The following is a 14,700-nucleotide window of genomic DNA, read 5'->3' on the forward strand; positions in this document are numbered from 1 at the left end:
TCTCCGTTCTATCAATGGGTTCAGTTCAGGCAATCGGCGTGTTGGCGCAGGATCTGCCGGGTGTAGTAGTTGAAAGCGGCGGCGTGGCGTTTCGGCCGGGCAATCCAGTCATGGGCTTCGCGCCCCAGTTCGGGGATGATCGGTTTGATGTTCCCGGCGCTCATCGCCAGCAATTGCAGCTTCGCGGCGCGTTCGATCAGTTGCGCGATGACACAGGCTTGCTCGATGGTGCTGCCGGTGGACAATTGGCCATGGTGGGAAAGCAGGATCGCCCGTTTGTCGCCCAGCGCCCCGGCAATCAACTCGCCTTCTTCATTACCCACCGGCACACCCGGCCAGCCTTCAAGAAACGCACAATCGTCGTAGAGCGGGCAAAGGTCCATGTGGGAAATCTGCAGCGGCACCTCCAGCATCGACAAGGCCGCAACGTGTGTCGGATGGGTGTGAATGATGCAGTTCACATCCGGGCGGGCGCGGTACACCCAACTGTGAAAACGATTGGCCGGGTTGGGCATGCCGTGGCCCTCGAGCACCTCCAGGTCTTCGTTGACCAGCAGCAGGTTGCTCGCGATGATTTCGTCGAAACCCAGGCCCAGTTGCTGAGTGTAGTAAGTGCCGGGTTGCGGACCACGGGCGGTGATTTGCCCGGCAAGGCCGGAGTCGTGACCGTGCTCGAACAGGACGCGGCAGGTCAGGGCCAGCTTTTGTCGGGCAGTCCACGTATTATCCGCCAGGGTATTTTGCATTTGGCTCAGCGCTTGCTTGACCAGTTGCTCTTTGGGCAGTGCTAATGTCTTGGCCATATCGGTGTCCTTTGGGTGATTCAATGGACGTCGGGTTTGCCGCTCATCGGTTCCTCGCGAAGTCGTCGATGAGTGCAAATGACACTAAAGAGGCTATATGACACCCTGTGTCATTAGCAAGGACAAATCGCTGCCTCCTTGATGGATTAATCGCTCTACATGTCTATCCGTTTGAAATTACTCAGAAAAAAACTTGGCGTGACCTTGGAAGCCCTGGCCGAAAAATCCGGCATGACCAAGAGTTACCTGTCGAAAGTCGAACGGGGGTTGAATACGCCATCGATTGCGGCGGCGTTGAAACTGGCCAAGGCGCTGAACGTGAAGGTCGAAGAGTTGTTCTCTGAAGACAACGTCAGCCTCGACAGCTACAGCCTGGTGCGCAGCCACGAGCGGCAACCTTTGGGTGCCAGTGACAGCAATTCGGGTTATGCGGTGCTGGCCCATCAGGTCAGCGAACGCAGCCTGTTGCCGTTCATCATTTACCCGCCGGCCGAATTCGCCGACAAGACCTTCAAGGAGCATTTGGGCGAGGAGTTTCTGTTTGTCCATGAAGGGCGTGTGGAAGTGGACTTCATGAACGAGCGCGTGCTGCTCGAACGTGGCGATGCGTTGCACTTCAATGCGCAGAAGCCGCACCGGATTCGTTCGGTGGGCGAGGTGCAGGCGCAGTTGCTGGTGGTGGTGCACAGCAGCGAAGAATGAGTCGACTGCCAAAAGCATCGCGAGCAGGCTCGCTCCCACATTTGACTGCATTTCTCCTGTAGAAACCCGGTCACTGTGGGAGCGAGCCTGCTCGCGATAGCGTCAGCCGCGTCGCCGCTAAACCTCGACAGGAACCGTGAGCTTCGTGCCACCTAACGCATGGCTCTTGGAATCAAAAAACCGCAACTCAACCCCCGTCCCCTCAAACACCTTCGCGTAATGCCGCTTCTGGTGCTGGATGAACGCCTTGCTGCGCGGGTAAATCGAGATCGCCACCACCTGTGGTTTCGCCAGGCGCAAGGCATGGATGATGTGGCTGTCCTGCTCCCCCAACGCATGGCCGAAGATGCACAGCGCCTGGCCGTGACCGAGTAATTGCTCGTAGCAGAACGACAGATAGTCCGAACTGCGAATGGTCTTGAGCTTGTCCGCACTCGGCCCTTCGTTGACGAACAGCGGCACGTCGTCGAGGGTCTTGATCGTGTTGTTGATGGCGAAACTGCCCAGCAACGTGCCCTCGGTCGACATCAGCTTGCGCGCCGTACCGTCCTGGTTGCGCACCAGATGCAGACCGCCGTGCAGGTACAGCAAACGGGTTTTATCGGTGGCCGTGTCGCTCAGGTCGAAACCGGGCTCGGTGCCCAGGAACAGATCGGTGATCGCCTCAGGCTGGTGTTGCACTGCCCAATAGTTGAGCAAGTCGTAATTAGTGGTGAACACCGTGCGATAGCTGGTCAGTTCCTGATTGATGGTCGCCAGCGTCGAAGGCACTACCAGTCGCCATGGGATATGCACCGCATGCACGGTATTGATCAGCGCTTCCTTGATCGCATAGTAGCGGTTGCGCGGGGCGGCAGAGCTGACAGCCAGGGCCTTGTTGACCCGGCTGGTGGTTTTCAAGGCGCTCAGTACCTGCTCGAAACTGCGGGTCTGCAGCGCATCGAACACGCTCAGCTCGGACGGGCTCAGGGGTTTTTCTTCAACGGTGCGGGCGTTGTCGAACAGCGACTCGTAGCCAAAATCGTCCCACACCGCGCGACTGGCACCGTTGCCCACCAGCAAACCACTGAACGAAGCAGTGCTGCGCAAGGCGTTCCAGTCTTCAAGTTGAGCATCGACATCCTGGAAATCGGTCATTGCGGTCTTCGTCTCACGGCAAAAGGTCTGTGGGCGGCGACTTTATCACGACCGGTGACCGGACCACGGCACGACGTGGGCGAAGAACGTTATGCTGCGACTTCGCCTGAGCCGACTTCGCCGAGTACCCGATGCTGCAAAAAAGCCTGATCCGCCGTCTCGACCTGATCACCCTGCAACTGTTCGTCGCTGTGCATGAAGAAGGCACGCTGACCCGTGCCGCCTCGCGCGAAGCGATTGCAGTTTCGGCGGCGAGCAAGCGCTTGATGGAGCTGGAGGAGGCGCTGGGCATCAGCCTGTTCGTGCGCCAGGCCAAGGGCATGTCCCTGACGCCGGCCGGTGAAACCCTGCTGCACCATGCCCGGCAAATGTTGTTCAACGTCGAGAAAATGGGGCTTGAACTGGGGGAGCACAGTCACGGTGTGCGCGGCTATGTGCGGATGCTCGCCAACCTGTCGGCGATCATTCAGTTTTTGCCCGAGGACCTGCGGGATTTTTCCGAGCGTCACCCACAGGTCAAGACCGACCTCGAAGAACGCCCCAGCGCCGGGGTGATTCAGGGCGTGCTCGACGGGGTGGCCGACTTCGGGATCTGTTCCATCGACAGTGACATCAAGGGCCTGCACAGCGTGCTGTATCGCCGGGACAAACTGATGGTGTTGATGCCGCCGCACCATCCATTGGCGAGCCGGTCGAGCGTGGCGTTCGCCGATACGCTGGGCAGCGATTACGTTGGGTTGCATGCCGCCAGTTCGATCAACATGCGCACCCACGCCGCAGCTCGTGAGGCCGGCAAGGTGTTGCGGGTGCGCATTCATGTGCCAGGGTTCGATGCCATGTGCCGCATGGTCCAGGCCAACATGGGGATTGGCATCCTTCCGCAGCGCGCCTATGAGCTGTTTGGCCGGGCGCTGGGGTTGCACGCGGTGCCGTTGACGGACGAGTGGTCGGATCGGGCGTTGATTCTGGTGGTGCGCGATGAGGCGTTGCTGTCGCCGGTGAGCCGGATGTTGTTTGAGCATTTGCGGGGTCATGTCTGACAGTTCTCGGCTGAATGCACCGGCCTCATCGCGCGCAGGCTCGCTCCCACATTGGAATGCGTTCCCCTGTGGGAGCGAGCTTGCTCGCGATGACTGACCTGAGGCCACGACAATCTCCCCGAGCGTTCGCATTTCGCGAACGCCCGTTGCCAACTGAAGGTTGGATTCCCGAGCCCCCTGTCCTCTAGCCTTGGCGCATATTCCAAGAACAAGAGGTACCCCGCGATGACTGCCCCCTTGAGTGCGATCAAAGTGATCGAGATCGGCACGCTGATCGCCGCGCCGTTTGCGGCGCGCATGCTGGCCGAGTTCGGCGCCGAGGTGATCAAGATCGAAGCCATGGGCCAGGGCGATCCCCTGCGCAAATGGCGCAAGCTGCACGAAGGCACCTCGCTGTGGTGGTACCTGCAATCGCGCAACAAGAAGTCCCTGGCGCTGAACCTCAAATCCCCCGAAGGCATCGAACTGGTCAAGCAACTGGCGACCAGTGCCGATGTGCTGATCGAAAACCTGCGTCCTGGCGCCCTGGAGAAACTGGGCCTCGGTTGGGACGTGTTGCACGCGCTCAATCCCAATCTGACGCTGGTGCGGATTTCCGGTTACGGCCAGACCGGCCCATACCGTGATCGCCCGGGTTTCGGTGCCATAGGCGAAGCCATGGGCGGGATTCGCTACACCACCGGCACCCCCGGTTCGCCACCGGCGCGGGTCGGCGTGAGCCTCGGCGATTCCCTGGCGTCGCTGCATGCGGTGATCGGTGCGCTGATGTCGCTACTCAGGGTCAAGACCGGGCAGGGTGGCGGGCAAATCGTCGATGTGTCCCTGGCCGAAAGCGTGTTCAACGTCATGGAGAGCCTGGTGCCGGAATACGACATGCTTGGCCATGTGCGCGAACGCAGCGGCGGCGCCTTGCCGGGCATCGCGCCGTCCAACACCTACCTGACGGCCGACGGCGCCTACGTGGTGATTGCCGGCAACAGCGATCCGATCTACAGGCGTCTGATGCAAACCATCGGCCGCGCCGATCTGGCCGAAGCGCCGGAGTTCGCCCACAACGACGGGCGTGCAGCCAAAAGCAATGTGCTCGACGCCGCCATTACCCACTGGACCAGCAGCCTGCCGATCGATGAGGTACTGGTCGCCCTGGAAGCCGCCGAAGTCCCGGCCGGGCGCATCTACTCGGTGGCCGACATCGTCGCCGATCCGCACTATCAGGCGCGGGACATGCTGCTCAATGCCGAACTGCCCGGTGGCGCCACGGTGAAGATGCCGGGCATCGTGCCGAAACTCTCGGAAACCCCTGGCGGCGTGAACTGGTCCGGCCCCGGACTGGGCCAGCACACCGACGGCATCCTCGCGCAATTGGGCCTGACCGCGATGGACATCGAACGCCTGAAAGTCGAAGGAGTAGTGCAATGATCACCGATTATTCCGACAGCCTGATCGTGCAGGAAGTGTCCCCGCGCGACGGTTTGCAAATCGAGCCGACCTGGGTTGAAACCCACGACAAGATTGCTCTGATCGATCAATTGTCGCAGGCCGGATTCAGCCGCATCGAAGCCGGTTCGTTCGTGTCGCCCAAGGCCATTCCGGCACTGCGCGATGGCGAACTGGTGTTCAAGGGCATCACCCGGCAACCGGGGGTGATCTACGTCGCGTTGATTCCCAACCTCAAGGGCGCGCAACGGGCGCTGGCATGCCGTGCCGATGAACTGAACCTGGTGATGTCCGCCAGCCAGACCCACAACCTGGCGAACATGCGCATGCGCTGTGAAGATTCATTGGCCGCGTTCGGCGAGATTGTGCAGTTCGCTGGCGACAGTTCCGTGCGACTCAACGGCAGTATCGCCACCACCTTCGGCTGCCCGTTCGAAGGCAAGATCGATGAGGACCGCGTGGTGCAAATCGTCGAGGCCTATCAGGAACTCGGCATCCAGGGCATCACCCTGGCCGACACCACCGGCATGGCCAATCCGCGTCAGGTCGACCGGCTGGTGCGCCGGGTGCTGCAGCGTGTGTCCGCGGCGGACCTGACCCTGCACTTTCACAACACCCGCGGCCTTGGCCTGTGCAACGTGCTGGCCGCTTACGAGGCTGGCGCCCGACGTTTCGACGCGGCCCTCGGCGGCCTCGGCGGCTGCCCGTTTGCGCCGGGGGCGTCGGGAAACATCTGCACCGAGGATCTGCTGAACCTGTGCGATGAAGTCGGCATCCACACCGGTATCGATCTGCCGCTGCTACTGAAACTGTCCCGAGGACTGCCGGAGCTGCTCGGCCATGAAGTGCCCGGACAACTGGCCAAGGCCGGGCGTAATTGTGACCTGCACCCGATCCCTACCTGACACCAACCCCCCTGTAGGAGCGAGCCTGCTCGCGATAGCGGTGTGTCAGTCGACATCAATGTTGGATGTGACTCAGTCATCGCGAGCAGGCTCGCTCCTACAGTAAAAAAGCACCTTAACCAGACAACAAAAACAATCGGACACCCACGGGAAGTCCGCCTGGAGAACTGCAATGAGCCTTAATGCACTGGAGGCCGGCGCGAGCCCGGCCGTTAGCCACGACGAAGAAAAAGCCCTGGTCAGCAAAGTCGCCTGGCGCCTGATGCCGCTGATCATGGTCTGCTACCTGTTCGCCTTTTTCGACCGCATCAACATCAGCTTCGCCAAGTTTCAGCTGCAGGCCGACCTGAGTCTGAGCGACACCGCTTACGGCCTGGGTGCCGGGTTGTTCGTGGTCGGTTATGTGATTTTCGAAGTGCCCAGCAACATGATGCTGTACAAGGTCGGCGCCCGGCGCTGGATCGCCCGGATCATGATGTCCTGGGGCCTGGCCACGGCGGCCATGGTGTTCGTCAACAGCGAATGGCAGTTCTACGTGCTGCGCTTCGTGATCGGTGCGATGGAGGCGGGTTTTGCCCCGGGCGTGCTGTATTACCTGACGTTGTGGTTCCCGCAACACTATCGCGGGCGCATCACCTCGATGCTGTTCCTGGCGTCGGCGTTCGCCGGCCTGGTGGGCGCGCCGTTCTCGGGCCTTGTGCTGCAACACCTCGACGGCGTGCTGCAAATGCGTGGCTGGCACTGGCTGTTCCTGCTCGGTGGCGTGCCGTGCATCGGCCTTGGCTTGTTGGTGCTGACCCTGCTCAAGGACCGCATCGAAGACGCCCATTGGCTGACGCCCTCGGAGAAGACCCTGCTGGCCAGCCGCATCGCTCAACATGAACCGCACAAGAGCGGTGGTTCGCTGCTCGCCGCACTGCGGATTCCGGGCTTCCTGACCTTGGGCCTGATCTATTTCCTGATTCAGGTGGCGTCCTACGGCTTGAATTTCTGGGCACCGCAACTGATCCGTAGTGCAGGGACCGAGAGTCCGGTGATGATCGGCTTGCTGACAGCCATCCCTTATATCTGCGGTGCCATCAGCATGGTGGTGATCGGACGCCTGTCCGATGCTACTGGCGAGCGACGCAAGTTTGTCGCCGGTCTGGTGGCGGTTGGTGCGGTCGGGTTCTTCAGCGCGGGGATCTTCGCCAGTCACACGACCTTCCTGATTGTCGCGTTGGGCCTGCTCGGTGCCGGGATCATCGCCTCCATCCCGAGCTTCTGGACCCTGCCGCCAAAACTGCTGGCCGGTGCCGGCGCGGGCGCTGCCGGCGGGATCGCGGTGATCAACACCCTGGGCCAGTTCGGCGGCATCGTCAGCCCGGTGATGGTCGGCCGGATCAAGGACCTGACCGGCAGCACCACGCCGGCGCTGTATGTCATTGGTGTGTGTGCGCTGATCGCGGTGGCGCTGTTGCTATGGGGGTTGCCGCAGAAGTTGCGCACGCTGGATAAGTTCTAAACGGTTCGCAGGCTACGCCGGTCCCGGCACGGACCACGCATCCGTGCCGGGGCTGGCGAAGGCTGTGATCAAAGGTCTGAAGTCTGTGGTGACAACGCTGACGCCATCGCGAGCACCACAGCACTGTCGCCTTACCCCGTCACCAAAGTTTTGCTCGGTGTGGCACCGAATTGAATCAACACCACCCCTGCAATCAACAACACCGCCCCGAACACCTTGGGCAATGTCACCTGCCGCTCCGCCAACCCGAACCAGCCAAAGTGGTCAAGTAACAGTGAAGCCACCACTTGCCCCGCCAACGCCAATGCCATGAACCCCGAAGCCCCCAGCTTGGGCAGTAGCACCAGCGCCAGCGAAATAAAACACACCCCAAATGCGCCACCGGTCCACATCCACAGTGATGCCTTGCTGATAAACGCCAGCGAGGGCAGGGGTAAACGCAGCGCCAGCATGATCGGCAACAACACCAGAACGCTCACCACCAACGATGCCAGTGTTGCCCACAACGGATGGCCCAACCCGCGCCCGAGGTTGACGTTGATTGCGCTTTGAAACGGCACCACCGCCCCGGCGATCATCGCCAGCCCTATCAGACCGGCCCAATGCAACGTACTCATGATCGATCTCCAACAGGTTTTGCTGGACTCTAGGGTATTCGTCGCGCAGATTTAAATTCCGTTTTGTTATCCAGAACATGCAGCAGATGAATGATCTTCGACGTATCGACCTCAACTTGCTGGTGATCCTCGACGCTTTGCTCAGCGAGCAACACGTGACCCGGGCGGCCGAGCGTCTGCACTTGAGTCAGCCAGCGGTCAGTCATGCGCTGGCGCGATTGCGTGACCTGCTTGGCGATCCGCTGCTGGTGCGCGCTGGTGCCGGCCTTGTACCAACTCCGCGAGCGCTGGAGCTGGTGGCGCCGCTGGCCGAAGCCCTGGCCCAGGTGCAAGCGCTGCTGGCGCCGAACGCCTTCGATCCTGCGACCACCCAGCGGACCTTTCGCCTGGCGATGTCCGACTACGGCGCAGCCATTGTCCTGCCGGGACTGATCCGGACCTTGCGCCGCGAAGCGCCGGGCATCGACCTGCAAATCAGCCATGGCAGCCGCGAAAGCATGCTCGAAGGGGTGCTCAACGGTGACATTGATGTCGCCGCCGGTGTATTCCCGGAAATGCCCAATGAATTGCGCAGCACTCCGCTGTTCGAAGAGCACTATGCCTGCCTGGTGGACCGCGACAGCCTGCCCGCCGATGGTGTGCTCGACCTGCCCACCTACCTGGCACGACCTCACGTCCTGCTGGAGATGCGCGGCAGCGGCACCCCGGAGATCGAGCGTGCCTTGACCGCATTGCGCGAACGTCGTCGTGTGGCTGTCAGCCTGCCGCACTGGCGCGTCGCCCCGGAATTCATCAGTGGAACCGACCTGATCCTCACTGTCGCGTCGCGAGGCTTGCGCGATATCGATGAGCAATCGCTGATTGTCGTCCCGCCGCCATTTCACATCCCGTCGTTCACCTTTGTGCTGGTCTGGCACAAGCGTCGGGGCGGAGATCAGGCGTTGAACTGGTTGAATGAACGGATCGTGCAGGGGACCCACCGCTGAAGAATTTCTGTCGCGATCAGGCAGTCGACAGCTGAAGACCTGATATAGACTGGCCACCATTCACCAGGCAGTTCAAAAGGACTCCCCATGACCCCATCCTTGCTAATGGCCGTGCTTGCCTCGGGTTTTATCTACGGCATCACCCCGGGACCGGGTGTGCTGGCGGTTTTCGGCATTGGCGCGGCCCATGGGCGACGGGCCGGGGCGGGGTTTCTGTGCGGGCATTTGCTCGGCGATGTGATGTGGTGCAGCACGGCGCTGATCGCGATTGTCGGTGCACGGGAGATCGGCAGTACCGCGTTCGACGTGCTCGGAGTGCTCAGCGGACTGTACCTGTTCTGGCTCGGCTGGCGTGCGGTGCGCGCCCGTCGCAGCAGCGCTGATGCGCCACAGGGCCCGGCGCGGCAGCCGTTCTGGCACGGCATTCTGTTTGGTCTGACCAACCCCAAGGCCTATCCGGTGGCGGTGGCGACGTTCACGGCACTGCTGTCGAGCCGCGCGGAACTGCTCAACTGGTCGATGCTGCCGGCGCTGATCGCCCTGAGTTTCGTCGGCGGTTTGCTCGCCTACGCTATTCTCATTGGCGTTGTCGGTGCGCGGCGGGTGCGCAGCCTGTACCAGCGTCATGAACTGGCAATCACCCGGTTGTGCGGGGTGATGTTCATCGGTTTCGCCATCAACGCGCTGGTACATGCGTTGCCGGGGCTGATGCCGAACAAGGCTTGAACGTGATCACAAGGACGCAAGGCTGGCAGGGCAGGGATGATTGATGAGCGCTGCATTATCGGGACACCCACGCTGAACCATGGAAAACCGGAATTCCGCGCCGCTGGCGAGCTATATCGATTTGTTGCTGGACGCCGTCTGTGCGGTGGATAAGCAGGGCCGCTTCGTCTTTGTCAGCGCGGCGTGCGATCGTATTTTCGGCTACAGCGCCGAAGAGATGATCGGCGAGGCGATGATCGACATGGTGCACCCGGGCGATCGCCAGCGCACCCTCGACGCCGCTCGGGAAATCATGGGCGGCGAGCCCAAGCTCAACTTCGAAAACCGCTACCTGCGCAAGGATGGCAGCGTGGTGCACATTCTCTGGTCGGCACGTTGGTCCGAGGACGATCAGTTGCGCATCGCGGTGGCTCGCGACATCACCGAACGCAAGCAGGCCGAATCCCGGCAGGCCGCGTTGTATGCGATTTCCGAGGCGGCCCATGCGGCAGAGGATCTGCTGGCGTTGTTCAAACGCATCCACATGATCATCGGCGAATGGCTGCCGGCACTGAATTTTTCCGTGGCGCTGTACGACGAGCGCTGCGCGCAGTTGAATTTCCCTTATCACGTCGATGACCATGAGCCACAGCCCGAGCAGCCCGGAACCATGACCGGGCGCCTGTGCGCCGAAGTGATCCGCACGGGGCAGCCGATCCTGTTGACCCCGGACCAGCGCCCACCGCCTGCCGGCTTCGAAGTGCTGCTGACCGAGCAGAACGCACCCTGTTGGCTGGGGGTGCCGCTGAATTCGCAGAACGGCACCATCGGCGCGTTGATCGTCAAAAGCATTCCGGGCGGCGAGCGCTACACCGAGCAGGACAAAGAACTGCTGCAATACGTCTGCGCCCAGGTCGCGACCGCCATTGAGCGCAAGCAATTGCACGCCCGTCTGCAATACATGGCCCAGTACGACCAACTGACCCAGTTACCCAACCGCGAGCTGCTGCGCGACCGGCTCAAGGCGTCACTGCAAGTGGCTCGGGAGGACAGCGGGCGCATGGCGTTGTTGTACGTCGACCTCGACCGCTTCAAGCAAGTCAACGACACCCATGGCCACGCGGTCGGCGACATGCTGCTGCAAGCGGTGGCCAACCGGCTCAAGGGCTGCGTGCGGGAAACCGACACCGTGGCCCGCATCGGCGGCGATGAATTCGTGGTGTTGCTGCACAGCATTCATGCGGCGGACGATACCGACATCGTGGTCGAGAAAGTCCGTCAGGTCCTGGCCCAGCCTCTGCGGCTGGACGGGCACAGCCTGAACATCCATCCAAGTATCGGCGTCGCTCGATACCCCGATCACGGCACTGAAGAGAAGCAATTGTTTCGGCATGCCGACGAGGCGATGTACTGCGCCAAACGCGAACATCACCTGCGACTGGTCTGAAAAACCGCGCACCGTTCGTCGTGGCAGCCAAGTAATTTTCTAAACCTTTTGGGGCGCGCAAATTCAGATTCTATGCGGGCTACAGCTCGCCGCGACTACCACCAAGAGGAAGAGAATCATGCCTAATTCAAGAAACTCGAACTCGGGGAACTTCGCCAACGATCGAACGAAGGCTTCTGAAGCCGGTCGCAAGGGTGGGAAAACCACCACTACGACCGTCGAAAAAGACCCGGCGAAACCCGACGTGGGCCGCAAGGGCGGTCAGAAATCCCGCTAAAGGATGCAGGTGGTTTTGATTGAGAGGCGGGGGCGAAAGCTCCCGTTTGAATTTAACGAGGAGGGCGCGACCATGAACCGGATGGCCACCCGATTATGTAAGACCAGTCTTGCCACGTTACTGGGCCTGTTTGCCAGCGGCGTCTTTGCCCAGTCGACTGCCGAATTCATCGACGAGGCCTCGGCAAAAGGTATTGCCGATATTGAAACGAGTCGCTTGGCGCATCAGAAAGCCGAATCCAAAGAGGTCAAGGACTACACCATTATCGTCATCAACGACCGCACCACGGCGAACCAGCACCTGGCGAAAATCGCCAGGCAACTGGATATACCGGTCGCCCCCCGCGAAGAAATTGTCGAAAAGGCCAAAGCCCTGATGCCACAAGTCATGGATGGGGCGACCTACGACGAGGCCTATACCGCCAGTCAGGTGAAGACCACCCAGGAAGCCATCGATCAGTTGCAGCAGGAGGCGCAGACCACCGACGTACCGCAAATCAAGGCATTCGCCGAAGAAACCCTGCCTAAATTGCAAAATCACCTGGAAATGGCCAAGGCGTTGCAGGCCAAAAGTTAAGCGAAAAGTTTGAGCACAAACGGCGCGGGGCTTCAGTCACGCGCCGTTTTTCTGATCAGCACTGATCCAGATGCGGCTTGGGATTATGCGTTGGGTTCAGGCCATCGAGGTCGAACACCTGGTTCTCGCCCATGGCGCGGTAATGCCTGCGCAGCGCCTCCAGCTGCTTGAGGTCCAACGCCTCAAGCCCGAGCATGGCCTTTTGCGCCTCCTTGGTCACCCGCAACAACTCGTCGACTTTCAAATGCAGGATGTCGGTGTCGCGGTTCTGCGTGTTCTGGATCAGGAACACCATCAGGAACGTGATGATGGTGGTCGAGGTATTGATGATCAGCTGCCACGTATCGTTGAAATGAAAAATCGGTCCGCTCAACCCCCACAGGAAAATCAGGATCAACGCGCTCATGAACGTCTTGGGGCTACCGGCCCAGAGGGCGAGTTTCTGCGCGATTTTTGCGAATTTCATGACCGAGTTCCTTTTGAGGGGGCGCCTGATTTTTCAGACAGTGGCGGTGGGATGAAAATTCGAAATGTTCGAAAAGGTGATTCTCTGAAACCTTTAGCGGTGTTCATCGCGGTATCGTAGCGTCCCGAGGACAACGTACCGACAGGAGAACACAATGAGTTGGTCCGCCAAACAGTACGTCGCTTTTGAAGATGAACGCACCCGTCCCGCCCGTGACCTGCTGGCGGCCATCCCCGCCGGGGACGTGCGCTTGGCCATCGATATCGGTTGTGGGCCCGGCAACTCCACCGAGTTGCTGGTGGAGCGCTTTGCCAATGCCAAGGTGTGTGGGCTGGACAGTTCCAGCGACATGATCGAAGCCGCTCGCAAGCGCCTGCCGCAGGTGCAGTTCGACATCGCCGACATCGACACCTGGAATGACAGTGGCCCGTTCGATGTGATTTTCGCCAACGCGGTGTTGCAGTGGGTGCCTGATCACGCGACGTTGCTACCCTCGCTGGTTAGCAAACTGGCGCCGAGTGGCAGCCTGGCTATCCAGATGCCTGACAACCTGAATGAGCACTCGCACCGCTTGATGCGCGAAGTCGCCGCTGATGGCCCATGGGTCGGCAAACTGGCAGGCACCGCCGGGCTGCGGACCGAAATGGCCGATGCCAGCGCTTATTACTCGATACTCAAAGCCTGTTGCACCCGCGTCGATGTGTGGCGCACCACTTACCATCATCCGCTCGCGGGCGGTGCGTCTGGCGTGGTGGAGTGGTTCAAGGGTAGTGGCCTGCGGCCGTTTCTCGAACCGCTGGACGAGGCGGAACGGGCGCAGTATCTGAACCAATATCAGACTGCTATTGAGCGGGCGTATCCGGCCCTGGCCGATGGTTCGGTGCTGTTGCCGTTTCCGCGACTGTTTATCGTCGCGACCCGCTGACGGGAAAAAGGGACGGCGTGATCTGTCCCTTTTTGATCCATCAACGCTGAACGCCGACCAGCATCATCATTGGCCGCTCCCGCTCTTCGGCAAGGGCTGGTTGCGCCGCCACCTCGGCATCGCTCGGCCCCCATTCGTTGACGTGCCGGATGCTGAACCCTGCGCCAATCAGCGTGTTGAGCAACGTGCCAATGGTGCGATGCTGCTTGATCACACCGTCCGCGAGCCAGTTGGTCACACGCTCGCCTTCCAGCTGATAACCATTCACGGGCCAACTCTTGCGGCCCTCGGCATCGATGATCCAGCCAGGGTTACGCGGCGCCATGAAGATCGGGTGTTCGATGGAAAACACGAAATGCGAGCCGGGCTTGAGCGCTGCGTGGACACTGGCGAACAGCCCAGGCAAGTCCTTGATGTAATGCAGCGCCAGGGAACTGTAGGCCAGATCGAAACCGGCGGCGGGCAGATCGAGATGCTCCAGGTCGGCGCGCTCATAACGGATGTTTGATGCGGATGTGGTCTTGCGCGCCTGCTCCAGCATCTTTTCCGAAACATCCAGACCGAGCACGCTATCAGCGCCTTGCTCGCTGGCCCAGCGACAAAACCAACCGTATCCGCAACCGAGATCCACCACCTTCAGGTCTTGCATGGGCGGCAGCATGGCCTTCAGTGCAGGCCATTCCGGTGCGGCATCGAGGCCGCTGATGGAGCGGGGCATCTGGCTGTAGCCCTGGAAGAATTCAGGGTCGTCGTAGATGTTTTGAGTCATGTGAAAGTCCATGTCCCGGAAAGAAAAGGCCCGAACATAGTACCGGACCAAGCCAGCACTGGAAGATCGGGCATGGGGCATCAGGACGGCTCTGCATCCATGCGTCGAGCGATTACATCCAGCACATCGCAACCGTCGCGCAAAGGCACGCAGCAGAGCAATGCGAAGTCGCTCAGCACCACGGTGTCAGAGGTCAGGTCGCCGCGCATTACGAGGTTTTCAAGAAGCTGCGTCACGGCGCGAATTCTGTAGCTGGCGGTGCTGAGCAGGGAATGCAGGGGCTGGGTGGTGTTGACGTAGAGGGAGGGGAGGTCGTCGGCGTTGCTGGTTAGAGCCATGTATTCGTTCATGAGTGATTCCTTGAATTGAGGTGAACTACCACTCAGAGTCGCCAAACAATGGGT

At 60.7% G+C, this 14,700-nt stretch carries 17 protein-coding genes; 11 read left to right on the plus strand and 6 right to left on the minus strand.

Annotated elements, in window-relative coordinates:
- Positions 1 to 20 precede the first annotated feature (20 nt).
- Entirely contained in the window at positions 21 to 803 is a 783-nt protein-coding gene (locus tag ACM6J5_RS20100; RefSeq protein ID WP_095945143.1) for an aldolase, read from the minus strand.
- 159 nt (positions 804 to 962) lie between these two features.
- On the opposite strand from ACM6J5_RS20100, the gene ACM6J5_RS20105 reads away from it, so the two are divergent.
- Positions 963 to 1,505, plus strand: coding sequence for a helix-turn-helix domain-containing protein (locus ACM6J5_RS20105; protein WP_095945142.1), 543 nt, complete (start codon positions 963 to 965; stop codon positions 1,503 to 1,505).
- Positions 1,506 to 1,622: 117 nt separating this feature from the next.
- Here the strand turns inward: ACM6J5_RS20105 and ACM6J5_RS20110 are convergent, their stop codons facing one another.
- A complete protein-coding gene (locus ACM6J5_RS20110; protein WP_414929201.1) occupies positions 1,623 to 2,642 on the minus strand; it encodes a DUF4917 family protein in 1,020 nt (339 codons plus the stop codon).
- A gap of 131 nt (positions 2,643 to 2,773) precedes the next feature.
- On the opposite strand from ACM6J5_RS20110, the gene ACM6J5_RS20115 reads away from it, so the two are divergent.
- From ACM6J5_RS20115 to ACM6J5_RS20130, 4 genes are all read left to right on the plus strand, one after another.
- Entirely contained in the window at positions 2,774 to 3,682 is a 909-nt protein-coding gene (locus tag ACM6J5_RS20115; protein ID WP_095945140.1) for a LysR family transcriptional regulator, read from the plus strand.
- Positions 3,683 to 3,907: 225 nt separating this feature from the next.
- On the plus strand, positions 3,908 to 5,101 hold the full coding sequence (locus ACM6J5_RS20120) for a CaiB/BaiF CoA transferase family protein (protein ID WP_414929202.1): 1,194 nt from the start codon (positions 3,908 to 3,910) through the stop codon (positions 5,099 to 5,101).
- On the plus strand, positions 5,098 to 6,024 hold the full coding sequence (locus ACM6J5_RS20125; protein WP_414929203.1) for a hydroxymethylglutaryl-CoA lyase: 927 nt from the start codon (positions 5,098 to 5,100) through the stop codon (positions 6,022 to 6,024). Before ACM6J5_RS20120 ends, ACM6J5_RS20125 begins: the two co-directional genes overlap by 4 nt.
- Positions 6,025 to 6,196: 172 nt before the next feature.
- Positions 6,197 to 7,528, plus strand: coding sequence for an MFS transporter (locus ACM6J5_RS20130; RefSeq protein WP_150673096.1), 1,332 nt, complete (start codon positions 6,197 to 6,199; stop codon positions 7,526 to 7,528).
- A gap of 131 nt (positions 7,529 to 7,659) precedes the next feature.
- On the opposite strand, the gene ACM6J5_RS20135 is transcribed toward ACM6J5_RS20130, so the two are convergent.
- Positions 7,660 to 8,145 carry a DMT family transporter gene (locus ACM6J5_RS20135; protein WP_095945136.1) on the minus strand — a complete coding sequence of 162 codons (486 nt, stop codon included), beginning with the start codon at positions 8,143 to 8,145 and terminating at the stop codon, positions 7,660 to 7,662.
- A gap of 77 nt (positions 8,146 to 8,222) precedes the next feature.
- Between ACM6J5_RS20135 and ACM6J5_RS20140 the strand changes: the two genes are divergently transcribed.
- The 5 genes from ACM6J5_RS20140 (at position 8,223) to ACM6J5_RS20160 (ending at position 12,136) form a co-directional block, all read left to right on the plus strand.
- The gene (locus ACM6J5_RS20140; RefSeq protein ID WP_150673095.1) at positions 8,223 to 9,131 is read left to right on the plus strand and encodes a LysR family transcriptional regulator; all 909 of its coding nucleotides are present in this window, start codon (positions 8,223 to 8,225) and stop codon (positions 9,129 to 9,131) included.
- 87 nt (positions 9,132 to 9,218) lie between these two features.
- Positions 9,219 to 9,857 carry a LysE family translocator gene (locus tag ACM6J5_RS20145; protein ID WP_095945134.1) on the plus strand — a complete coding sequence of 213 codons (639 nt, stop codon included), beginning with the start codon at positions 9,219 to 9,221 and terminating at the stop codon, positions 9,855 to 9,857.
- A gap of 79 nt (positions 9,858 to 9,936) precedes the next feature.
- Positions 9,937 to 11,283 (plus strand): diguanylate cyclase domain-containing protein, encoded by a 1,347-nt coding sequence (locus ACM6J5_RS20150; protein ID WP_414929204.1) that lies wholly within the window; start codon positions 9,937 to 9,939, stop codon positions 11,281 to 11,283.
- Positions 11,284 to 11,401: 118 nt separating this feature from the next.
- A complete protein-coding gene (locus ACM6J5_RS20155) occupies positions 11,402 to 11,560 on the plus strand; it encodes a KGG domain-containing protein (protein ID WP_150673094.1) in 159 nt (52 codons plus the stop codon).
- A 72-nt stretch (positions 11,561 to 11,632) separates the two neighbouring features.
- Positions 11,633 to 12,136, plus strand: a complete 504-nt coding sequence (locus tag ACM6J5_RS20160; protein ID WP_095945131.1) for a DUF4142 domain-containing protein — start codon at positions 11,633 to 11,635, stop codon at positions 12,134 to 12,136.
- A 55-nt stretch (positions 12,137 to 12,191) separates the two neighbouring features.
- Here ACM6J5_RS20160 and ACM6J5_RS20165 read toward each other — a convergent pair whose 3' ends face one another.
- Complete coding sequence (locus ACM6J5_RS20165) at positions 12,192 to 12,602, minus strand: low affinity iron permease family protein (RefSeq protein WP_095945130.1); 411 nt, start codon at positions 12,600 to 12,602, stop codon at positions 12,192 to 12,194.
- 154 nt (positions 12,603 to 12,756) lie between these two features.
- Here ACM6J5_RS20165 and tam point away from each other — a divergent pair, with 154 nt between their 5' ends.
- Complete coding sequence (gene tam / locus ACM6J5_RS20170) at positions 12,757 to 13,527, plus strand: trans-aconitate 2-methyltransferase (RefSeq protein ID WP_095945129.1); 771 nt, start codon at positions 12,757 to 12,759, stop codon at positions 13,525 to 13,527.
- Positions 13,528 to 13,567: 40 nt separating this feature from the next.
- Here tam and ACM6J5_RS20175 read toward each other — a convergent pair whose 3' ends face one another.
- Positions 13,568 to 14,296 carry a class I SAM-dependent methyltransferase gene (locus ACM6J5_RS20175; RefSeq protein ID WP_150673092.1) on the minus strand — a complete coding sequence of 243 codons (729 nt, stop codon included), beginning with the start codon at positions 14,294 to 14,296 and terminating at the stop codon, positions 13,568 to 13,570.
- A gap of 80 nt (positions 14,297 to 14,376) precedes the next feature.
- Positions 14,377 to 14,646 (minus strand): short-chain dehydrogenase, encoded by a 270-nt coding sequence (locus tag ACM6J5_RS20180; protein WP_414929205.1) that lies wholly within the window; start codon positions 14,644 to 14,646, stop codon positions 14,377 to 14,379.
- Positions 14,647 to 14,700: the final 54 nt, after the last annotated feature.

This window comes from Pseudomonas sp. IT-P74, from assembly GCF_949768175.1.
GTDB lineage: Bacteria > Pseudomonadota > Gammaproteobacteria > Pseudomonadales > Pseudomonadaceae > Aquipseudomonas.